The 22,420-nt window shown below is 69.9% G+C and carries 18 protein-coding genes and 1 tRNA gene; 16 read left to right on the forward strand and 3 right to left on the reverse strand.

Annotation, left to right across the window (positions count from 1 at the left end; translation table 11 throughout):
- Window positions 1-292: 292 nt before the first annotated feature.
- On the reverse strand, window positions 293-496 hold the full coding sequence (locus ACZZ97_RS06640) for a cold-shock protein (protein WP_055797427.1): 204 nt from the start codon (window positions 494-496) through the stop codon (window positions 293-295).
- A 298-nt stretch (window positions 497-794) separates the two neighbouring features.
- A tRNA-Leu gene (locus ACZZ97_RS06645) sits at window positions 795-877 on the reverse strand.
- A 39-nt stretch (window positions 878-916) separates the two neighbouring features.
- Between ACZZ97_RS06645 and ACZZ97_RS06650 the strand changes: the two genes are divergently transcribed.
- A complete protein-coding gene (locus tag ACZZ97_RS06650; RefSeq protein WP_146900783.1) occupies window positions 917-1,522 on the forward strand; it encodes an ANTAR domain-containing response regulator in 606 nt (201 codons plus the stop codon).
- Between the two features lie 100 nt (window positions 1,523-1,622).
- On the opposite strand, the gene ACZZ97_RS06655 is transcribed toward ACZZ97_RS06650, so the two are convergent.
- Window positions 1,623-2,099, reverse strand: a complete 477-nt coding sequence (locus ACZZ97_RS06655; protein WP_399539893.1) for a PaaI family thioesterase — start codon at window positions 2,097-2,099, stop codon at window positions 1,623-1,625.
- A 44-nt stretch (window positions 2,100-2,143) separates the two neighbouring features.
- Between ACZZ97_RS06655 and polA the strand changes: the two genes are divergently transcribed.
- The 15 genes from polA (at window position 2,144) to uvrC (ending at window position 22,399) form a co-directional block, all read left to right on the forward strand.
- Window positions 2,144-4,816, forward strand: a complete 2,673-nt coding sequence (gene polA, locus ACZZ97_RS06660) for a DNA polymerase I (protein WP_463472650.1) — start codon at window positions 2,144-2,146, stop codon at window positions 4,814-4,816.
- Between the two features lie 261 nt (window positions 4,817-5,077).
- Complete coding sequence (locus tag ACZZ97_RS06665) at window positions 5,078-5,839, forward strand: DeoR/GlpR family DNA-binding transcription regulator (RefSeq protein WP_123545849.1); 762 nt, start codon at window positions 5,078-5,080, stop codon at window positions 5,837-5,839.
- A gap of 8 nt (window positions 5,840-5,847) precedes the next feature.
- On the forward strand, window positions 5,848-6,858 hold the full coding sequence (locus tag ACZZ97_RS06670) for a 1-phosphofructokinase family hexose kinase (protein ID WP_463472651.1): 1,011 nt from the start codon (window positions 5,848-5,850) through the stop codon (window positions 6,856-6,858).
- Window positions 6,859-6,880: 22 nt separating this feature from the next.
- Window positions 6,881-8,047: a PTS mannitol transporter subunit IICB gene (locus ACZZ97_RS06675; RefSeq protein ID WP_314100813.1), complete on the forward strand. Its 1,167-nt coding sequence runs from the start codon at window positions 6,881-6,883 to the stop codon at window positions 8,045-8,047.
- A gap of 58 nt (window positions 8,048-8,105) precedes the next feature.
- Entirely contained in the window at window positions 8,106-8,414 is a 309-nt protein-coding gene (locus ACZZ97_RS06680; protein ID WP_146900799.1) for a PTS lactose transporter subunit IIB, read from the forward strand.
- Between the two features lie 2 nt (window positions 8,415-8,416).
- Window positions 8,417-8,881: a PTS sugar transporter subunit IIA gene (locus tag ACZZ97_RS06685; protein ID WP_463472652.1), complete on the forward strand. Its 465-nt coding sequence runs from the start codon at window positions 8,417-8,419 to the stop codon at window positions 8,879-8,881.
- 19 nt (window positions 8,882-8,900) lie between these two features.
- Complete coding sequence (locus ACZZ97_RS06690; RefSeq protein ID WP_463472653.1) at window positions 8,901-9,986, forward strand: zinc-dependent dehydrogenase; 1,086 nt, start codon at window positions 8,901-8,903, stop codon at window positions 9,984-9,986.
- A 57-nt stretch (window positions 9,987-10,043) separates the two neighbouring features.
- A complete protein-coding gene (locus tag ACZZ97_RS06695; protein ID WP_146900808.1) occupies window positions 10,044-10,313 on the forward strand; it encodes an HPr family phosphocarrier protein in 270 nt (89 codons plus the stop codon).
- A gap of 77 nt (window positions 10,314-10,390) precedes the next feature.
- Window positions 10,391-12,079: a DUF885 domain-containing protein gene (locus tag ACZZ97_RS06700; protein WP_463472654.1), complete on the forward strand. Its 1,689-nt coding sequence runs from the start codon at window positions 10,391-10,393 to the stop codon at window positions 12,077-12,079.
- A gap of 147 nt (window positions 12,080-12,226) precedes the next feature.
- Window positions 12,227-13,672 (forward strand): 30S ribosomal protein S1, encoded by a 1,446-nt coding sequence (gene rpsA, locus ACZZ97_RS06705; protein ID WP_123545838.1) that lies wholly within the window; start codon window positions 12,227-12,229, stop codon window positions 13,670-13,672.
- Between the two features lie 110 nt (window positions 13,673-13,782).
- Window positions 13,783-14,433: a dephospho-CoA kinase gene (gene coaE / locus ACZZ97_RS06710; RefSeq protein WP_314100819.1), complete on the forward strand. Its 651-nt coding sequence runs from the start codon at window positions 13,783-13,785 to the stop codon at window positions 14,431-14,433.
- 10 nt (window positions 14,434-14,443) lie between these two features.
- Window positions 14,444-16,510 carry an excinuclease ABC subunit UvrB gene (gene uvrB, locus ACZZ97_RS06715; protein ID WP_123545834.1) on the forward strand — a complete coding sequence of 689 codons (2,067 nt, stop codon included), beginning with the start codon at window positions 14,444-14,446 and terminating at the stop codon, window positions 16,508-16,510.
- A complete protein-coding gene (locus tag ACZZ97_RS06720) occupies window positions 16,500-17,402 on the forward strand; it encodes an SDR family NAD(P)-dependent oxidoreductase (protein ID WP_314100820.1) in 903 nt (300 codons plus the stop codon). Before uvrB ends, ACZZ97_RS06720 begins: the two co-directional genes overlap by 11 nt.
- A gap of 78 nt (window positions 17,403-17,480) precedes the next feature.
- Window positions 17,481-20,450: an excinuclease ABC subunit UvrA gene (uvrA, locus tag ACZZ97_RS06725; protein WP_463472655.1), complete on the forward strand. Its 2,970-nt coding sequence runs from the start codon at window positions 17,481-17,483 to the stop codon at window positions 20,448-20,450.
- Window positions 20,447-22,399 (forward strand): excinuclease ABC subunit UvrC, encoded by a 1,953-nt coding sequence (uvrC, locus tag ACZZ97_RS06730; RefSeq protein WP_463472656.1) that lies wholly within the window; start codon window positions 20,447-20,449, stop codon window positions 22,397-22,399. The genes uvrA and uvrC overlap by 4 nt, the downstream gene beginning before the upstream one ends.
- Window positions 22,400-22,420: the final 21 nt, after the last annotated feature.

Consider the following 22,420-nt stretch of genomic DNA (forward strand, 5'->3'; position numbering starts at 1 on the left):
CCCGGGCCCGCCGCCGGGGCTCAGCTTCACCGACCCGGCGTCGGCAACTCCTGACTCGTGCGCGGGGGCGCGTGCCGGAGGCTCCGACGCGCAACAGGGACAGCACAGTCGGCAGGAGTCACCGCCACGAGCTCCGTAGCGTCCGGACCGAGTCCGGCGCTGGTCCGGACGTCGCAGCTCCGTCACGAGGGGCCGCGGGCACGAAGAAGCCCCGATCTGCCGGAGCAGATCGGGGCTTCGATTTCGGAGACGATCAGATCGTCACCATCGGCGTCTCGAGGACGCCGCCGAGTCAGATGACGCGGATGTTCTCGGCCTGGAGGCCCTTGTTGCCCTGAGCCGTGTCGAACTCGACCTTCTGGTTCTCCTCCAGGTTGCGGTAGCCGTCGCCGGCGATCGCGGAGAAGTGCGCGAAGACGTCAGTGGATCCGTCGTCGGGGGTGATGAAGCCGAAGCCCTTTTCGGAGTTGAACCACTTAACGGTACCTGTTGCCATTTTTCTTGTTCCTTCAATCAGAGTTGTCGATCTCGATTTCGAGATCGCTCGTCGCGGTGCCTTTTTGTCCGCTCCCTCTGAGAACGACGCCCCCTGGCCGGGATTCCGAGGAATCTCGACCTGGCACGTCGCGAGATACAAATGCGTAACACAACAACCAGTCCCACCAGCGTAGTGCACGAGCGGCCCGGGTCAACCGTTTCGACGCAGGAAGTCGAGATCGTCTCGATCCCGCGACCTGTGGACGGACGCTCGCTCAGCGCGCGCGGCGCGGGTCAGGTGGGGGAGTCGTCGACCGTGCCGGATGTGGGACTCGAACCCACACGCCCTCTCGGACAGAGCATTTTGAGTGCCCCGCGTCTGCCATTCCGCCAATCCGGCTCACGACGACCGAGGCGAGAATACCGTAGGCTCTGCTTCGTGAGTGACCAGGAAGCAACACCAGCAGCACCCCGTCGCGTCGTCGTCGCAGAGGATGAGTCCCTCATCCGCCTCGACATCGTCGAGATCCTCCGCGACAACGGATTCGAGGTGGTGGGCGAGGCCGGAGACGGCGAGACCGCCGTCGCCCTCGCGACCGAGCTGCGACCCGACCTCGTCATCATGGACGTCAAGATGCCGAAGCTCGACGGCATCTCCGCGGCAGAGACGCTGAGCAAGAACCACATCGCCCCCGTCGTGCTCCTGACGGCGTTCAGCCAGAAAGAGCTCGTCGAGCGGGCCAGCGAGGCCGGCGCCCTGGCCTACGTCGTGAAGCCCTTCACGCCCAACGACCTCCTGCCTGCGATCGAGATCGCCCTCTCGCGCTACACGCAGATCATCACCCTCGAGGCCGAGGTCGCCGACCTGGTCGAGCGCTTCGAGACCCGCAAGCTCGTCGACCGGGCCAAGGGCCTGCTCAACGAGAAGATGGGCCTCACCGAGCCGGAGGCGTTCCGCTGGATCCAGAAGGCGTCCATGGATCGCCGCCTCACGATGCACGACGTCGCCCAGGCGATCATCGAGCAGCTGAGCGTCAAGAAGTAGCGAGCCCGTTCGCGACGAGAGGCCCGTCCCCCTGGTGGGGCGGGCCTCTCGTCGTGCGGCCACGTCCCGGGAACCTGCCGGGAGGCGCCGGTCGAGGGAGTCAGCCGCGGGCGTCCGTCAAGTAGTTCGTGATGCGCACCGTCGACAACAGGCGTCCGTCGTCGTCCGTCATGACGACCTGGTGCGTCGCGAGGGTGCGGCCGAGGTGGACCGCAGTGCAGGTGCCCGTCACCCAGCCGGTCGTGGCCGACCGGCTGTGGCTGGCGTTCAGCTCGATCCCCATCGCGAGGCGACCTGCCCCGGCGTGGACGTTCGCCGCCACGGAGCCGAGGGTCTCGGCCAGGACGACGTGCGCCCCGCCGTGCAGGATGCCGACCGGCTGGGTGTTGCCCTCGACGGGCATCCGGCCGACGGCGCGCTCCGCGCTCATCTCGAGGATCTCGATGCCCATCCTCTCGGCGAGGGCGCCGACGCCGCGGCGCCGGAAGAGCTCGACCGCGTCGTCGCTGAGCGCGGCGTCGGGACGCACGGTCCGCTCGGCGTCGTTGGACGAGGAGGAGGTGGTCGCGTCGGTCATGGTGCTCCGGATCCGCTGTCGGGGGCGCCCGCTAGGCTGACGGGGTGTCGGACGAAACGAAGCCTACCCTCCTGGTCATCGACGGCCATTCCCTGGCGTTCCGGGCGTTCTACGCCCTGCCCGTCGACAGTTTCGTGAACCGGGAGGGGCAGCACACCAACGCGATCCACGGGTTCATCTCGATGCTGCTCAGCCTCCTCAAGAACGAGAAGCCGACCCATCTCGCGGTCGCCTTCGACATCTCCCGGTTCTCGTTCCGCACGCGTGAGTACCCCGAGTACAAGGGCACGCGCTCGGAGACGCCCGTCGAGTTCGTGGGGCAGATCCCGCTCCTGCAGGAGGCCCTCCACGCCATGGGCATCACCACCATCACGAAAGAGGACTTCGAGGCCGACGACATCCTCGCGACCCTCGCCGTCCGGGGTCGCGACGACGGCTACCGCGTCCTCGTCGTCTCCGGTGACCGCGACGCCATCCAGATGGTCAACGACGACGTGACGCTGCTCTACCCCTCGGCCCGTGGGGTGAGCGAGCTCACCCGCTACGACCGCGACAAGGTGTTCGAGCGGTACGGCATCGAACCGCACCAGTACCCCGAGATCGCGGCTCTCGTCGGCGAGACCAGCGACAACCTGATCGGCATCGACAAGGTCGGCGAGAAGACCGCGGTCAAGTGGATCACCCAGTTCGGCAGCCTCGACGAGGTCATCGCCCACGCCGACGACATCAAGGGCGTCGTGGGCGGCAACCTGCGCGAGCAGAAAGAGCGCGCGATCCGCAACCGGCGCCTCAACCGCCTCGTGACCGACGTCGAGCTGCCCGTGGCGCCCGGCGACCTCGAGCGCCGCCCCGTCGACTCCGACGCCGTGCGCGAGCTCTTCGACAAGCTCCAGTTCCGCACGCTCCTCGACCGCGTGCTCACCCTCGCCGACGCGAGCGGCGCCGCGCCCGACGCCTCGGGAGAGGGGGCCGTCGTCGCGGCCCCGGCGGGCCTGCCCGTCGTCCGGACCCTGATCGACGAGGAACTGGCGTTCTGGTTGAAGAAGCACGCATCCGACCCGGCGTCGCCGGTCGGGCTCAGCGTCGAGTACGGCGCCGAAGGCGTCGTGGGCCTGGGCATCTCGTCGCACGACGAATCGGCCTACGTGCCGTGGGCCACGGGCCGCGGCGACTACGTGGCCCTCGAGGCCTGGCTCGACGCCGACTCGCCCAAGGTCCTGCACGACGCCAAGCGGGCGTACAAGGCCTTGTCCAAGGCCGGTCTCGCGCTCACCGGCATCGCCGGCGACACGCGGGTCGCGGCGTGGCTGCTCAGGCCGGGCCGCACCTCCTTCGCCCTGACCGACCTCGTCTACGAGCAGCTCGGCGAGACCCTCCCCGTCGCCGACCCGAACCAGCTCGTCCCGGCCGACGAGCAGGTGAGCGTCGCGACGGAGGCCTGGTACACGCTGCGGCTCGCCGAGTCGTTCCACGAGTCCCTCGACGAGGGCTCTCGTGCGGTCCTCACCGACCTCGAGCTGCCCCTCGTCCCCGTGCTCGGCGACATGGAGCTCACGGGCGTCGCGGCCGACCACCCGGTGCTGGCCGAGCTCTCCACGCGCCTCGGCGAGACGGCGGCGGGTCTCGCGACGGACGCGTTCGCCGAGATCGGCCGCGAGGTCAACCTCGGCTCGCCGAAGCAGCTGCAGGAGGTCCTCTTCGAGCAGCTCGAGATGCCCAAGACCAGGGCGACCAAGACCGGCTACTCGACCGACGCCGCGTCCCTCGCCGACCTGCAGGAGAAGCACCCGCACCCGTTCCTCGGTCTCTTGCTGCAGCACCGCGACGCGACCAAGCTGCGGCAGATCATCGACACGCTCGACAAGTCGATCGCCGACGACGGCCGCATCCACACGACGTACGACCAGACCGGCACCACCACCGGCCGCATCTCGTCCGTCGACCCGAACCTCCAGAACATCCCGGTCAAAGCCGCGGTCGGCCGCGAGATCAGGGCGGCCTTCGTGCACGGCCCCGAGTACGAGACGCTCCTCACGGCCGACTACTCGCAGATCGAGATGCGCATCATGGCCCACCTGTCCGGCGACGCCGGCCTGATCGAGGCGTTCAACGCGGGAGAAGACCTGCACCGCTTCGTCGGCGCCCGCATCTTCGGGGTCGAGCCGGAGGACGTCAGCCCGGCCATGCGCACCAAGGTCAAGGCGATGTCGTACGGCCTCGCCTACGGCCTCAGCGCGTTCGGCCTGTCGAAGCAGCTGCGGATCGAGAGCTCCGAGGCGAAGCAGCTGATGACCGACTACTTCGAGCGCTTCGGCGCGGTGAGGGAGTACCTGCGCAACGTCGTCGAGAAGGCGCGTGAAGACGGCTACACCGAGACGATCTTCGGTCGCCGGCGCCCCTTCGCCGACCTCAAGTCGCCCAACCGGGTCCTGCGCGAGAACGCCGAGCGCGCTGCGCTCAACGCGCCCATCCAGGGCTCGGCCGCCGACATCATGAAGCGGGCCATGCTCGGCGTCCGCAGCGAGCTCGACGAGCGCGAGATGGCCAGCCGCGTGCTGCTGCAGGTCCACGACGAGATGATCGTCGAGGTCGCGCCGGGCGAGGTCGACGACGTCCGCGACATCGTCAGCCGCCGCATGAGCGGGGCCGCCGAGCTCCGCGTGCCGCTCGACGTCAGCGTGGGCCTCGGCAACAGCTGGGACGCTGCGGCTCACTAGCGGCAGGTCTTCGGCGCACCAGGGCCGGCACCGCGACGTCACGTCGACGACGTCGGGGGTCGTGATGTCGCTCTCGTCCCCCGAAACGGGCACAAGCGGGGGCGACACGCGCGTCTGACTTGACCAAGGGACGCGAACGGACTTATATAAACCCGGAACAACATCTGTTCCTGCTCTGCCTGCCCCAGCTGTCCACCCCCGCTCTCCCCGCTCGGCCTCACCGCCCCGCGAGCCGCACGACTGACGACGGAGTCTCCGCGCATGTACGCTCCCGAGCGCCACCAGCAGATCCTGGACTCGGCGCGCACGCGTGGCCGCGTCGAGGTGGCCGGTCTGGCCCGTGAGCTGTCCGTGACGCCGGAGACGGTGCGCCGCGACCTGACGGCGCTCGAGCGGCGCGGGGTCCTGCGGCGCGTGCACGGCGGGGCCATCGCCGTCGAGCGCCTCGGCATCGAGCCGCACGTCGCCGACCGCGAGGGCTCGGCCGCCGGCGAGAAGGAGCGGATCGCCCGGGCAGCCCTCGACGAGCTGCCCGACGGCGGGTCGATCATCGTCGACGCCGGCACGACGACCGTCCGGTTCGCCGAGCTGCTGCCGACGGACCGCGAGCTCACCGTCGTGACGCATTCGCTGCCCGTCGCGAACGTGCTCGTCGCCCGGCCCAACGTGACCCTCCACCTCCTCGGCGGGGTCGTCCGCGGTCGCACCCTGGCCGCCGTGGGGGAGTGGACCCGTACGCAGATCGCCGAGGTCTTCGCCGACGTCGCGTTCATGGGCACGAACGGGCTCTCGGCCGAGCGGGGCCTCACCACGCCCGACCTCGCCGAGGCGCGGGTCAAGAAGGCCCTGATGGCGGCGTCTCGGCGCACCGTCATCCTCACCGACCACTCGAAGTTCGGCCGCGAGGACTTCGCCCGTGTGGCCCCGCTCTCCGAGGTCGACACGGTCATCACCGACACGGGCGTCGACGCCGACCTCGCCGACGACGTCGAGCGCTCCGGGCCCCGGGTGGTGATCGTGTGATCGTCACCGTGACCCTCAACCCGAGCCTCGACCGCACCGTCGAGGTCAGCCGCCTGGACCGCGGCGACGTCGTCCGCACCGGCGCGCCGCTCCTCGAGCCGGCGGGCAAGGGCGTCAACGTCGCCCGCGCCCTGACCGCCCACGGGGTCCGCAGTGTGGCCGTGCTCCCGGTCGGCGGACGCGAGGGCGCCGAGCTGAGCGCCCTGCTCGACGCGGCCGGCGTGAGCGCGCGGTACGTGCCCGTCTCGGGCCGCACCCGGTCGAACCTGACGGTCGCCGAGCCCGGCGGCACGGTGACCAAGCTGAACGAGCCCGGTCTCGCGCTGAGCCACGACGACCTGACCGCGATCACGGCCGTCGTCCGGGCGACGGCGGAGGACGCCACCTGGATCGTCGTGTCCGGCAGCCTGCCGCCCGAGATCAGCACGGCGACGTTCGCCCGCTTCGTCGACGACGTGCGCCGGACCGGCGCCAAGCTCGCCGTCGACACGAGCGGCGACGCCCTGTCCGCGGCGGTCGAGGCCCGGCCCGACCTGCTGAAGCCGAACCTCGCGGAACTCGCCGAGTTGGCGGGCCGCTCGCTCGACACGCTGGGCGACGTCGTGGCGGCCGCCGAGGCCGTCCGCGTCTCCGGCGTCGGCACCGTGCTCGTCAGCCTCGGGGCAGAGGGCGCCGTCCTCGTCGGCCCCGACGGCGTCGTCGTCGGCACGTCCCACGTCGCCGTCCCGCGCAGCACCGTCGGCGCGGGCGACAGCTTCCTCGCGGGCTACCTCGCGAGCGAGACCGCAGGAGGCGCCCCCCGCGACGCCCTCCTCGCCGCCCTGACCTGGGGTGCCGCCGCCACGAGGCTGCCCGGCACCACGGTCCCGGCGCCCTCCGACCTCGACGCCTCCGAGGCGTCGCTCCTGGCGCAGCCCGACCTGACGAGCCCGCTCGTCGGGGACGCGGCCGCCGCCTCCTCGATCCCCACCCGACGCACCACGTCCTTGCCCACCACCCTCACCGAGACTCACCACTGAGTACGAAGGAGTACCGCCCCTCATGTCCGAATTCACCCCCACGGTCACCGGAACGGGAGTCCGCGCGCGCGTCCAGCGCTTCGGCGGCTTCCTGGCCGGCATGGTCATGCCGAACATCGGCGCGTTCATCGCCTGGGGCCTCATCACGGCCCTCTTCATCCCCACGGGCTGGACGCCCAACGAGACCGTCGCGTCGCTCGTCGACCCGATCATCCTGTACCTGCTCCCGATCCTGATCGCCTACACCGGTGGCCGCATGGTCCACGGCCAGCGCGGCGCCGTCATCGCCTCGATCGCCGTGATGGGCGTCATCGTGGCGACCGACAAGCCGCAGTTCCTCGGCGCGATGATCGTCGGCCCGCTGGCCGCTCTGCTGCTCAAGCAGTTCGACCGTGCGCTCGACGGCCGCATCAAGTCCGGCTTCGAGATGCTCGTCAACAACTTCTCGCTCGGCATCTTCGGCGGGGCCATGGCGATCGGCGCCTACTTCGGCATCGCACCGCTCACCTCGGGCCTGACCACGATCCTCGGCAACGGGGTCGACTTCCTCGTCGAGCGCGGCCTGCTGCCTCTGGCGTCCCTGCTGATCGAGCCGGCGAAGATCCTGTTCCTCAACAACGCCATCAACCAGGGCGTGCTCACGCCCCTCGGCATCGACCAGGCTGCCGAGTCCGGCAAGTCCATCCTGTTCATGCTCGAGTCGAACCCCGGCCCGGGCCTCGGCATCCTGCTCGCGTTCCTCTTCTTCGGACCTCGTGCCATCCGTCCGTCGGCTCCCGCCGCGATCATCGTCCAGTTCTTCGGCGGCATCCACGAGATCTACTTCCCGTACGTGCTGATGAAGCCGATCCTGCTGATCGGCGCCGTGCTCGGCGGCGCGACCGGCGTCGGCTTCTTCCTGTTGACGGGGGTCGGCCTGGTCGCCAGCCCCTCGCCCGGCAGCATCATCGCCTACGCCCTCGTCGCCGCCCCCGGCGACTTCCCGGTCATCCTGGTGGGCATCCTGTTGTCCGCCGCCGTCTCGTTCGTGGTCTGCTCGTTCCTCATGGGCTTCGGCCGCAAGGAGAAGCGCGAGGCCGCCGCCGAGGACGACGCCGCCCAGGCGCAGGCACTCGCCGACGCCCAGGCCGCCACGGCCGCCAACAAGGCGACCAGCAAGGGCACGGCCGCGCCCTCAGCGTCCAACTGATTGACTCGGGGGGGTCGGCTCCGGCCGGCCCCCCACCCTGAGAAACAAGGAGACTGACATGGCAACCCTCGACGGTTCCTCCATCAAGAAGCTCATCGTCGCGTGCGACGCGGGCATGGGCAGCAGCGTCATGCTGGCCTCGACCCTCAAGAAGCAGCTCAAGAAGAGCGGCGTGACCGTCGAGCACTCGCCCGTCGCCGACATCCCGGCCGACGCCGACGTCGTCGTGACGCAGAACAACCTCGCCGAGCGGGCGCGCGGCGTCGTGCCGAACATCCCCGTCGTCCCGTTCCAGCTGTTCATGGGCGACCCCTCGGTCGCCAAGGTGGTCAAGGCCATCCAGGACGGCACGACGGTCGAGGTCTGACGATGGCCGACCAGCAGGCACCCGAGCTGACGTCGCTCCTCGCGGAGTCGTCTATCCGGCTCGACGAGAAGGCCGCGAGCCGCGACGAGGCCATCCGCGCCGCGGGCCAGGCGCTCATCGAGGCCGGGGCGATCGACGAGACCTACGTCGACGCCATGTTCGAGCGCGAGAACTCCGTGTCGACCTACGTCGGCGAGGGCGTCGCGATCCCGCACGGCACTCTCGCCGGCAAGGGCTCGGTGAAGAAGGACGCGCTCGTCGTGCTCCGCTTCCCGACCCCGGTCGACTGGGACGGCAACGAGGTCTCGGTCGCCGTCGGCATCGCCGCGGCGGGCAACGGCCACATCGCCATCCTGAGCCAGCTCGCCAGCATCCTGATGGACCCCGACTCCGCCGCCGCGCTGCGCGGGGCCACGACGACGTCGGAGGTCTACGAGCTGCTCGCGTCGACCGACGACGACGAGTGACGGGCGCCTCGGTCTCCTCGTGAGAGCAGCGAAGTGGTGGGCCCCGGGCGACGTGCGTCTCGATGACGTGGCGACGCCCGGGGCCTCTCGCGGTGAGCTCCTCCTCCGCGTCGACAACTGCTCCGCCTGCGGGACCGACCTCAAGATCCTCCGGTCGGGACACCCCCACATGACCGGCCCGCAGGTGATGGGCCACGAGGTCGCCGGCACGGTCGTCGAGGTCGGCGACGACGTCGACGGCTGGTCCGTCGGCGACCGCGTCCAGGTCATCGCGGCCGTGCCGTGCGGCACCTGCGACGTCTGCCGGGCCGGCCGGCCCAGCGTCTGCCCCCGCCAGACGAGCATCGGCTACCAGTACGCCGGCGGGTTCGCCGAGTTCATGGTCGTCCCCGCGGCCGTCCTCGCCGTCGGCGGAGTCAACCGCGTCCCCGACCACGTCTCGTCCGAGGAGGCGTCGCTCGTCGAGCCCCTCGCGTGTGTCCTCAACGGCCAGGAGCTCGCGCGGGTCGGCGAGGGAGACAGCGTCCTCGTCATCGGCTCGGGTCCGATCGGCTGCATGCACGTGCGCCTCGCCCGCGCCAGGGGAGCGCGACAGGTGATCCTGGTGGACGCGAACCCGGACCGCCTCGCGCGGGCTGCCGCCCTCGTCCGCCCGGACCTCGCCCTCGCGGTGGAGGCGGGAGCAGACGGACGCCAGGTCGTCCTCGACCAGGTCCGCGCCGCCTCCGGCGGTCTGGGGGTCGACGTCGTCATCACTGCCGCCGCGTCACGGCCGGCCCAGGAACAGGCTCTCGCACTCCTCGCGCCCGGCGGCCGCCTCAGCCTCTTCGGCGGCCTCGCCCGGGACGACTCGCAGATCAGCATCGACTCGAACCTCGTGCACTACCGTGAGCTGACGATCGTGGGCGTGAACGGGTCGAGCCCGGCGCACAACCGCGAGGCGCTACGGCTCATCGCCTCGGGCGAGGTCGTGGTGGGCGACCTGATCACCCACCGTTTCCCCCTCGACCGCCTGCACGACGCCCTCGAGGCCATCGCCAGCGGCGAGGCCATCAAGGTCACGATCGAGCCCCACCGCGACGATCGACCGACCACCCACGACTGACATGTCCCGGGCCCCGGCCCGCACCCCGACCAGACCGGTCTCGACCAAGGAGAAGAAATGCCAGAACGCACCGTCACCATCGCCTCGAGCGTCGGCCTGCACGCCCGCCCCGCCTCGCTCTTCAGCCAGGCCGCCGGCAAGAGCGGCGCCAAGGTCACGCTGACCTCGCCCGCCGGCAAGACCGTCAACGCCGCCAGCATCCTCGGCGTCCTCTCGCTGGGCATCGGCCACGGCGACGAGGTCGTCCTCGCCACCGACGGCGACAACGCCGACGCGGCCCTCGACGAGCTGGCCACGCTGCTCGAGACGGACCTCGACGCCGAGTAGCACCCGTCCGTCCCACGGGGCGTCGCGTCGGCCGAGGTCGAAGCGACGCCCCGTCGTCGTGTGGGTAGCCTCGGACCATGACCGAGCCCACGACGCCTCCCGTCCGCCCGCAGACGCCGATCGACGGCATCGCCGAGCGCTGGGTCGACCAGCTCGTCGACCTCGACCCCACCACCGCGACGTGGATCGGGCGCGAGGGGCGCACGGGCGAGTACGGCGACTACTCGCCGGCGGGCCACGAGCGCCACGTCGAGGCGGTCCGCCGCGTGCTCGCCGAGCTCGACGCCGTGGAGCCCGTCGACGACGTCGACCGCGTCACCCAGGACGACCTCGGGGCCGAGCTCCGCCTCGACCTCGAGTACGCCGAGCAGCGTCTGCAGCTGCGCGACCTCAACGTCATCGCCTCGCCGATCCAGGCGATCCGCGAGGTCTACGACCTGATGCCCACCGAGACGGAAGGCGACTGGGCCGACGTGGCGTCGCGACTCAGCCGCGTCGACCAGGCACTCGAACAGCTGGTCGAGACGTTCCGTCAGGGCATCGCCGAGGGCGTGGTCCCGGCGCGGCGCCAGGTGGAGGCGGTGGCCGAGCAGTGCGCCCGGATCGGCTCCCCGGACGGCTTCTTCGCTGAGCTCGCCGCGTCCGCCCGACTGGCCGACGGCACCGCCCCCTCGTCGGCGCTCGCCTCCGATCTCGCGAGGGGCGCCTCCTCGGCGGGGGAGGGCTATCTCGAAGCCCGGCGGTTCCTGCTCGACGAGCTGTTGCCCGCGGCCGCCGTCCAGGACGGCGTCGGCCGCGACGCCTACGCCCTGCACTCGAGGCGGTTCCTCGGGGCAACCGTCGACCTCGACGAGACGTACGAGTGGGGCCTCGACGAGCTCGCCCGCATGACGAGCGAGCAGGAGGCGGTGGCGCGCGAGATCGAACCGGGCGCGGACGTGGCGCGGGCGATCGCCGCCCTCGACGCCGACCCCGCGCGACAGCTCGAGGGCACGGAGGCGCTGCAGCAGTGGATGCAGCAGCTCAGCGACCGCGCCGTGGCCGAGCTCTCCGGCACGCACTTCGACGTGCCGGAGCCGGTCCGTCGCCTCGAGTGCCGCATCGCGCCCACGAAGGACGGCGGCATCTACTACACGAGCCCCAGCGACGACTTCTCCCGACCGGGACGCATGTGGTGGTCGGTGCCCGAGGGCGTCACCCGCTTCGGCACCTGGCGCGAGACGACGACCGTGTTCCACGAGGGCGTGCCGGGGCACCACCTCCAGCTCGGCCAGGCGGTCTACAACAGCGCCCTGCTGAACACCTGGCGCCGCCAGCTCGCGGGCACGTCGGGGCACGCCGAGGGCTGGGCCCTCTACGCGGAGAGGCTGATGGACGAGCTCGGCTGGCTCTCCGACCCGGGCGACCGCCTCGGCATGCTCGACGGGCAGCGGATGCGCGCCGCCAGGGTGGTGCTGGACATCGGCGTGCACCTCGGCAAGACGTTCCCCGGCTCGACCGAGCCGTGGAGCCACGAGACCGCCCTGACGTTCATGCGCGCCAACGTCAACATGGACGACGAGTTCGTCCGCTTCGAGGTCGACCGCTACCTCGGCTGGCCGGGCCAGGCCCCCTCGTACAAGGTCGGACAGCGCATCTGGGAGGACCTGCGGGCCCAGCGGGCTCGGCGCGAGGGAGACGACTTCGACCTCCGCGCGTTCCACCGCGAGGCACTGCAGCTCGGCGGCGTCGGGCTCGACACGCTGCGGCGCGCAGTGCTCTCCTGATCGTTGCCCGTCGGGGCGACGCGCAGGTAGTATGTACCAGCGCTATCTGCGCCGATCTGTCCGCACGCCGCGGTCGACACCCCCGAGAAGGCCCAGCCCTCTGGACGACCACGGCCCGATACATGCTTTCACTGGAGCACTAACTACATGACAACCGTAACGACCAAGGCACCCAAGCAGGTCGCCATCAACGACATCGGATCCGCTGATGACTTCCTGGCCGCGGTCGAGAAGACCCTGAAGTTCTTCAACGACGGCGACCTCATCGAGGGCACCGTCGTCAAGATCGACCGCGACGAGGTCCTCCTCGACGTCGGCTACAAGACCGAGGGCGTCATCCCCTCGCGCGAGCTGTCGATCAAGCACGACGTCGACCCCACCGAGGTCGTCGAGGTCGGCGACACCGTCGAGGCCCTCGTCCTCCAGAAGGAGGACAAGGAAGGCCGTCTGATCCTGTCCAAGAAGCGCGCTCAGTACGAGCGTGCCTGGGGCGACGTGGAGAAGATCAAGGACGCCGACGGCGTCGTCACCGGAACGGTCATCGAGGTCGTCAAGGGCGGCCTCATCGTCGACATCGGCCTCCGTGGCTTCCTGCCCGCGTCGCTCATCGAGCTGCGCCGCGTCCGCGACCTCACGCCCTACCTGGGCCAGGAGATCGAGGCGAAGATCCTCGAGCTCGACAAGAACCGCAACAACGTGGTCCTGTCGCGCCGTGCGCTCCTCGAGCAGACGCAGTCCGAGAGCCGCACCACGTTCCTCAACAACCTCCACAAGGGCCAGGTCCGCAAGGGCATCGTCTCCTCGATCGTCAACTTCGGCGCGTTCGTCGACCTCGGCGGCGTGGACGGCCTCGTGCACGTCTCCGAGCTCAGCTGGAAGCACATCGAGCACGCCAGCGAGGTCGTCGAGGTCGGTCAGGAAGTCACCGTCGAGATCCTCGAGGTCGACCTCGACCGTGAGCGCGTGTCGCTCTCGCTCAAGGCGACGCAGGAGGACCCGTGGCAGGTCTTCGCCCGCACCCACGCGATCGGACAGGTCGCGCCGGGCAAGGTCACGAAGCTCGTCCCCTTCGGCGCGTTCGTCCGCGTCGCGGACGGCATCGAGGGCCTCGTGCACATCTCCGAGCTGTCGGCGAAGCACGTCGAGCTGGCCGAGCAGGTCGTCGCCGTCGGCGACGAGGTGTTCGTCAAGGTCATCGACATCGACCTCGACCGTCGCCGCATCTCGCTGAGCCTCAAGCAGGCCAACGAGGGCGTGGACCCCGAGGGCACCGAGTTCGACCCGGCGCTCTACGGCATGCTCACCGAGTACGACGACCAGGGCAACTACAAGTACCCCGAGGGCTTCGACCCGGAGACGAACGAGTGGCGCGAGGGCTTCGACTCGCAGCGCGAGAAGTGGGAGCAGGACTACGCTGCCGCCCAGGCTCGCTGGGAGGCGCACAAGAAGCAGGTCGCTGCGTCGCTCACCGAAGAGGCCTCCTTCGAGGCTCCCTCGGGCTCGACCTTCTCGAGCGAGACCGCCGGTGCCGGCACCCTCGCCGACGACGAGTCGCTCGCCGCACTGCGCGAGAAGCTGTCCAGCAGCAACTAGTCACACCTCGGACGGCGCCTCGGCACTGACCACGTCGAACGGCGGTCCCCTCCTCGAGGGGGCCGCCGTTCGGCGTTCCGGGGCCGCCCGGTCGCAGGTAGCCTCGAGGCATGTTCGTCTGTGGCCTGACCGGGGGCATCGCCGCCGGCAAGAGCGTCGTGTCCCGCCGTCTCGCCGAGCGGGGCGCGGCTCACGTCGACGCCGACCAGCTCGCCCGAGAGGTGGTGGCGCCGGGCACGCCCGGTCTCGAAGCGATCAGGCGGCGCTTCGGCGACGACGTGCTCACGCCCTCGGGCGAGCTCGACAGACCAGCCCTCGGCGCCCTGGTCTTCTCCGACCCGGCGGCCCGACGCGACCTCGAGGCGATCACCCACCCGGCTGTCCGCGAGCTCTCCCGCCGGCGCATGGAGGAGGCGGTGGCCGACGACCCCGCGAGGGTGGTCGTGTACGACGTCCCCCTCCTGGTCGAGACGCGCGGGGCAGCCGAGTTCGACGTCGTCGTGGTCGTCCACGCCCCCCGCGAGGTCCGGCTCGCGCGCCTGGTCGAGCTCCGGGGGATGACCCCTGAGGAGGCGGTCCGCCGCGTCGACGCCCAGGCCGACGACGAGGCGCGCCTCGCCGTCGCCGACCTCGTGGTCGACTCCTCGATCTCGCTGGAGGCGACCCTAGCGAGGGCGGACGAGGTCGCGGAGGTGCTGCGTTCGCTGTCAGCGGCGAAGGCGGCGGGCCCCTCGGGGCCGAGTGTCAGTGGTCGCTCCTAGACTCGGAGGCATGGAACCGACCCGCAGTGTCCGCCCCTTCGAAGTAGTCAGCGAGTACGAGCCGAGCGGCGACCAGCCGGCCGCCATCGCCGAGCTCGCGGGGCGCATCAACGCGGGCGAGACCGACGTCGTGCTCCTCGGTGCGACCGGCACCGGGAAGTCCGCGACGACTGCGTGGCTCGTCGAGCAGGTCCAGCGCCCGACCCTCGTCCTGGCCCACAACAAGACCCTCGCGGCGCAGCTGGCCAACGAGTTCCGCGAGATGTTCCCGCACAACGCCGTCGAGTACTTCGTGTCTTACTACGACTACTACCAGCCCGAGGCGTACGTCCCACAGACCGACACCTTCATCGAGAAGGACAGCTCGATCAACGCCGAGGTCGAGCGACTGCGGCACTCGACGACCAACTCGTTGCTCAGCCGTCGCGACGTCATCGTCGTCTCGACGGTGTCCTGCATCTACGGCCTCGGCACGCCCGAGGGTTACATGCAGGCGATGATCGCCCTGCAGGTCGGCATGAAGATCGACCGCGAGACGCTGATCCGGCGCTTCGTCTCGATGCAGTACCAGCGCAACGACATCGACTTCTCCCGCGGCAACTTCCGGGTGCGCGGCGACACCATCGAGATCATCCCGATGTACGAAGAGCTCGCCATCCGAATCGAGATGTTCGGCGACGAGATCGAGGCGCTCTATGCGCTGCACCCCCTCACGGGCGACGTGGTCCGCACCATGGACGCGGTGTCGGTCTTCCCCGGCTCCCACTACGTCGCGGGCACCGACGTCATGCACCGTGCCATCGGCACGATCAAAGAAGAGCTCGCCACCCGCCTCGACGAGCTCGACAAGCAGGGCAAGCTGCTCGAGTCGCAGCGCCTCCGCATGCGCACGACCTTCGACCTCGAGATGATGGAGCAGATCGGCTTCTGCAACGGCATCGAGAACTACTCGGCTCACATCGACGGCCGTGGTCCGGGCGAGGCCCCGCACTGCCTCCTCGACTACTTCGCCGACGACTTCCTCGTCGTCATCGACGAGTCCCACGTGACGGTCCCGCAGATCGGGGCGATGTACGAGGGCGACGCCTCCCGGAAGCGCACGCTCGTCGACCACGGCTTCCGGCTGCCGAGTGCCCTCGACAACCGCCCGCTCAAGTTCGAGGAGTTCCTCGGCAGGGTGGGGCAGAAGGTCTATCTGTCGGCGACCCCGGGCAAGTACGAGCTCGGCATCACCGACAGCGTGGTCGAGCAGATCATCCGCCCGACGGGCCTCGTCGACCCGCAGATCGTCGTCAAGCCGTCCGAGGGCCAGATCGACGACCTGCTCGACGAGATCCGGGTCCGCGTCGAGAAGGACGAGCGTGTGCTCGTCACGACGCTGACGAAGAAGATGGCCGAAGAGCTGACCGACTTCCTCACCGAGGCCGGCGTCCGGGTCCGGTACCTGCACTCCGACGTCGACACGCTGCGACGGGTCGAGCTGCTGACCGAGCTGCGTCAGGGCGTCTACGACGTCCTCGTCGGCATCAACCTCCTCCGCGAGGGCCTCGACCTGCCCGAGGTGTCGCTGGTCGCCATCCTCGACGCCGACAAGGAGGGGTTCCTGCGGTCGTCGACGTCGCTCATCCAGACCATCGGACGCGCGGCGCGCAACGTCTCCGGCGAGGTGCACATGTACGCCGACGTCATGACCGACTCGATGCGCAACGCGCTCGAAGAGACGGACCGCCGGCGCGAGAAGCAGGTCGCCTACAACCTCGAGCGCGGCATCGACCCGCAACCGCTCCGCAAGAAGATCGCCGACATCACCGAGGTCCTGGCTCGCGAGGGCGCGGACACGGCCGAGCTGCTGGCCGGCCGCCAGGGCGGCAAGCGCGCCCCGACCCCCAACCTGCGCCGAGAGGGCAAGGCGGCGAACGCCGCCAACGGACTCGAGTCGATCATCGCCGACCTCAACGACCAGATGCTCCAGGCCGCCGCCGAGCTGAAGTTCGAGCTCGCCGGGCGCCTCCGCGACGAGGTCGCCGACCTCAAGCGAGACCTGCGCCAGATGGAGGCGGCCGGCCATGCCCGCTGATCACCGCCTCCGCGTCGTCGTGACCGGGGCCACCGCGGGGCTGGGCTACTTCGCGGCCGAGCGCCTCGCCGCTCTCGGCCACCAGGTCGTGCTGGCGGCCCGGAGCCCCGAGCGGGCCGTCCGTGCTGCCGACGCCGTGCGCGACCGCGTCCCCGGCGCCGACGTGTCCACCGTCGACCTCGACCTCGCCGACCTGTCCTCGGTTCGGTCCGGCGCGGACGCGCTCACGGCTGCCGGGGGAGTGGACGCCCTGCTCGCGAACGCGGGGGTCGTCGGCTCGCGCCGGCGTCAGACGACAGCCGACGGGTTCGAGCTGCAGTTCGGCACGAACCACCTCGGGCACTTCGCGCTCGTCTCGCACCTGCTGCCGGCGCTCTCCGAGTCTCCTCGAGGTCGCGTCGTCCACCTCGGCAGCATCAGCCACCGCTTCGTCCGCCTCGACCTCGACGACCCCATGATGGTCTCGAGCTACTCGGGCGCGGTCGCCTACGCACGGTCGAAGCTCGCGGTCATGACGTTCGGCCTCGAGCTCGACCGGCGCCTCCGGGCCGCCGGTTCGTCGGTGTCGAGCGTGATCGCCCACCCGGGCCTCTCGTTCGAGTCGCTGAGCGACCCGCGGCCGCCCGTCGTCGAGCCTCGTCGGCCGCCCGCCGTCGTGACCTCGGCCATGCACGCGTTCTCGCAGGGCAAGGAGGCAGGGGCCGAGCCGCTCGTCCACGCGACCGTCGACCCCGGGGTGCAGGGCGGGGAATACTGGGGCCCCTCCGGGTGGTTCCAGCTGACCGGCCCGCCTGCCGTCGTCCCGACGAAGAAGCACGCGCGCGACCGCGCCTCCGCGGAACGGCTCTGGGCCGTCTCTGCCGAGCTCACCCACACAGACCCCGTCCTCTAGCGCGCGGACGCTCCTCCTGGTGCCGTCAGCCGGCCGATGTTCCTGTCGGCCGACCTCGATGTCAGGGGCTTCCGTAGAATGGTAAGAGTGTCAATCTCACCCGTAGAAGGTTCCTCCGTGCTCAGCGTGCGGGGTGCCCGAGTCCACAACCTCGACAACGTCGACCTCGAGATCCCGCGCGACTCGATGGTCGTCTTCACCGGCCTCTCCGGATCGGGCAAGTCGTCCCTCGCGTTCGACACGATCTTCGCCGAGGGCCAACGCCGCTACGTCGAGTCGCTCTCCGCCTATGCGCGGCAGTTCCTCGGGCAGGTCGACCGACCCGACGTCGACTTCATCGAGGGCCTCAGCCCGGCCGTCTCGATCGACCAGAAGTCGACGAACCGCAACCCGCGCTCGACGGTCGGCACGATCACCGAGATCTACGACTACATGCGCCTGCTCTGGGCCCGCATCGGGATCGCGCACTGCGCCGTGTGCGGCGAGGTGATCAGCCGCCAGACCGTGCAGCAGATCGCCGACCAGCTGATGACGCTCGAGACCGGGACGCGCTTCCAGGTGCTCAGCCCCGTCGTGTCCCAGAAGAAGGGCGAGTTCGTCGACCTCTTCGCCGAGCTCGCGTCGAGCGGCTACTCCCGTGCGATCGTCGACGGCGAGCAGGTCCAGCTCAGCTCGCCTCCGAAGCTGAAGAAGCAGGTCAAGCACGACATCTCGGTCGTCGTCGACCGTCTCGTCGCCTCCGACGAGGGCCTCACGCGCCTGACCGACTCGCTCGAGACCGCCCTGCGCCTCACCGACGGCTTGGTCACGGTCGACTTCGTCGACACGGACGCCGGTGCCGCCGGCAAGTACCGCACCTTCTCCGAGAAGCTCTCGTGCCCGAACGGCCACCCGGTGCAGCTCACGGAGGTCGAGCCCCGTACCTTCTCGTTCAACGCCCCGTTCGGCGCCTGCCCCGAGTGCTCCGGCCTCGGGACGCGCATGTCGGTCGACACCGACCTCGTGCTCGGCGACCCCGACCTGAGCCTGGCTGAGGGCGTCATCCTGCCCTGGACGAACTCGGGCAAGGGCCTCTACAACTACTTCCAGAAGCTGCTCGAGGGGCTCGCGGCTGATCTCGACTTCAGTCTCAAGACCCCGTGGAGCGAGCTGCCGGCCCGCATCCAGCAGGCCGTCCTGCAGGGCAACGACTTCGAGGTGACGGTGAAGTGGAAGAACCGCTTCGGCCGTGAGATGAAGTACTCGACCGGGTTCGAGGGCGTGATGCCCTACATCGAGCGCAAGTACGCCGAGGCCGAGACCGACACGCAGCGCCAGCGCTATTCCGAGTACCTCCGCGAGATCCCGTGCTCCGTCTGTGGCGGCAAGCGGTTGAAGCCCGAGGTGCTCGCGGTCACGGTGGCCGAGCAGAGCATCGCCGACGTCGCCGAGCTCAGCCTCACCGACGCGTTCGCGTTCATGAACGGGCTCACGCTGACGACCCGTGAGGCGCGGATCGCCGCGCAGGTGCTCCGCGAGATCCGCGTCCGCCTCGAGTTCCTGCTCGAGGTGGGGCTCACCTACCTGTCCCTCAGCCGCGCCGCGGGCTCGCTCTCCGGAGGCGAGGCACAGCGGATCCGGCTGGCGACCCAGATCGGCTCGGGCCTGACGGGCGTGCTGTACGTGCTCGACGAGCCGAGCATCGGTCTGCACCAGCGCGACAACCGACGTCTGATCGACACCCTCGTCAAGCTCCGCGACCTCGGCAACACGCTCATCGTCGTCGAGCACGACGAGGACACGATCAAGACCGCCGACTGGGTGGTCGACATCGGACCGGGCGCCGGCGTCAACGGCGGCAAGGTGGTCCACTCGGGCAGCTACGAAGACCTGCTGACCAACACCGAGTCCTACACCGGCGACTACCTCGCCGGTCGCCGCTCGATCGCCACGCCGACCACGCGTCGCCCGGTCGACCGCGACCGTGTGGTCTCCGTCGTGGGCGCGAAGGCGAACAACCTGCGCGACGTCACCGTCGACTTCCCGCTCGGCGTCTTCGTCGCGGTGACCGGAGTCAGCGGCTCGGGCAAGTCGTCCCTCGTCAACGACATCCTCTACAAGGTGATGGCCAACAAGTTGAACGGTGCTCGCCAGATCCCCGGCCGGCACCTGCGCGTCACCGGTCTCGAGCACCTCGACAAGGTCGTGCACGTCGACCAGGCGCCGATCGGTCGGACGCCTCGCTCGAACCCCGCGACGTACACCGGCGTCTTCGACCGGATCCGCAACCTGTTCGCCGAGACCGTCGACGCGAAGGCCCGTGGCTACCTGCCGGGGCGGTTCAGCTTCAACGTCAAGGGCGGTCGCTGCGAGAACTGCGCGGGCGACGGCACGATCAAGATCGAGATGAACTTCCTGCCCGACGTCTACGTCGCGTGCGAGGTCTGCGGGGGCGCGCGGTACAACCGCGACACCCTGGCGGTCCAGTACAAGGGCAAGAACATCTCCGAGGTGCTCGACATGCCGATCAGCGAGGCGGCCGACTTCTTCGAGCCCATCTCGGCGATCTCGCGCTTCATGAAGACGCTGGTGGACGTCGGCCTCGGCTACGTGCGCCTCGGCCAGAGCGCGACCACCTTGAGCGGCGGAGAGGCGCAGCGCGTCAAGCTGGCGACCGAGCTGCAGAAGCGCTCGAACGGGCGCAGCATCTACGTGCTCGACGAGCCCACGACGGGCCTGCACTTCGAGGACGTCCGCAAGCTGCTGCTCGTGCTCGACGGCCTCGTCGACAAGGGCAACACCGTCATCACCATCGAGCACAACCTCGACGTGATCAAGTCGGCCGACTGGCTGATCGACATGGGCCCCGAGGGCGGCGCCGGGGGAGGCACGGTCCTCGCCACGGGAACTCCCGAGCACCTCGCCACCGTGCCGGAGAGCCACACCGGCGTCTTCCTCGCCGAGATCCTCGAATCGGGTCACGCTGCGCCCGGCCCGGCCGCGGCCAAGAAGAAGAAGGTCGCGACGACGACGGGCAGCCGACGTCGGGAGCCTGTCGAGGCTCGATGAGCAACACGGTCTCCTGGCGGCCGCCGGCGCGTGAGATCCCGACCGACCCCGGGGTCTACCGCTGGCGCGACGAGCGCGGCCGCGTCCTCTACGTCGGCAAGGCGAAGAACCTGCGTGCCCGACTGAGCAACTACTTCGCCCCGCTGCCGACCCTGCACGAGCGCACCCGACGCATGGTCCTCACGGCGCGCAGCGTGGAGTGGACGGTCGTCGGCAGCGACATCGAGGCTCTCCAGCTCGAGTACACGTGGATCAAGGAGTTCGACCCGCCCTTCAACGTCAAGTTCCGCGACGACAAGACGTACCCGTTCATGGCGGTCACCCTCGGCGACGAGGCTCCCCGGGTCATGGTCACGCGCAACCCGCGCATCAAGGGCGCGAAGTACTTCGGGCCGTACCCGAAGATCTGGGCCGTGCACGACACGATCGACCAGATGATCAAGGTCTTCCCGATCCGCACCTGCTCCGACAGCAGCTACAAGAAGGCGATGGAGACCGGCAAGCCGTGCTTCCCGGGCCAGATCGGTCGCTGCGGCGGGCCCTGCTCGCACAAGGTGTCGATCGACGAGCACCGCGCGATCGTCGACGAGTTCGTCAAGTTCATGGGCAGCTACGACAAGAAGGTCATCGCCGACAAGCAGAAGGCCATGAAGACGGCCGCGCTCGAGCAGCGCTACGAGGACGCGGCGCGCTACCGCGACCAGGTGCAGGCGCTCGAGGCCGTCCTCGACAAGTCCGCCGTGGTGCTCCGCGACTCCGTCGACCTCGACCTCTACGCCCTCGTCGAGGACGAGCTGGCGGCTGCCGTGCAGCTCTTCACCGTCCGTGGCGGCCGCATCCGAGGCTCCCGGGGCTGGGTCGTCGACAAGGAGATCGACATCACCTCGGGCGAGCTCGTCGAGCAGGTGCTGCAGGGTCGGTACACCGCCGGCTCCGAGGTGCCGCGCGAGATCGTCGTGACGACGGTGCCCGACGACAACGACGCCCTCGAGGCCGTCCTGAGCGAGATCCGGGGGAGGGGCAAGGTGCAGGTCCGCACCGCGCAGCGTGGCGAGAAGGCCGCGCTCATGCAGACGGCGACCCTGAACGCGCAGCAGTCGTTGATGCTCTACAAGACACGTCGCAGCGCCGACTTCGCGACGCGGTCCACTGCCCTGGCCGACATCCAGGAGGCGCTGGGCATGACGGAGGCGCCCCTCCGGATGGAGTGCTACGACGTCTCGCACCTGTCCGGGACCAACATCGTCGCCTCGATGGTCGTCTTCGAGGACGGCCTGCCCCGCAAGGACCAGTACCGGCGCTTCAACATCCCCCAGTCGACCGACGACACGGAGTCGATCTACCAGACGCTCAGCAGGCGGCTCTCGCGCCTCGACGACGAGCTCGCCCCGGTCACCGAGGTCGGCGAGGAGCGCAAGCGCTTCGCCTACCGGCCGAACCTGCTGATCGTCGACGGGGGCCAGCCCCAGGTCGCCGCCGCCCGGCGGGCGCTCGACGACGCCGGGGTGACCGACATCGCGCTCTGCGGGATCGCCAAGCGGCTCGAGGAGATCTGGCTGCCCGACGACGACTTCCCCGTCATCCTGCCGCGCAACTCCGACGCGCTCTTCCTGATCCAGCGGATCCGCGACGAGGCCCACCGGTTCGCGATCACGCACCAGCGACAGCGTCGGAAGCGCGACATCACGACCCAGCTGGCCGAGATCCCCGGCCTCGGGCCGTCGCGTGTCGCACGCCTGCTGAAGCACTTCGGCTCGGTGAAGCGGCTCAAGCAGGCCACGCCGGACGAGATCTCGTCGATCCGGGGCATCGGCCCGACGCTCGCCGCGGCCGTCGTCGGTCAGCTCGGGTCCGCAGAGGCCGGAGACGTCGAGCTCGACACCGACACCGACGCCGACGCTGCGGTCGACACCCCGAGCGAGGCCGACGGCGCCCGCGCCCCCGCCTAGACTCGATCCGCCCGTCCCGCA

It is taken from the genome of Frigoribacterium sp. AC512 (assembly GCF_979258295.1).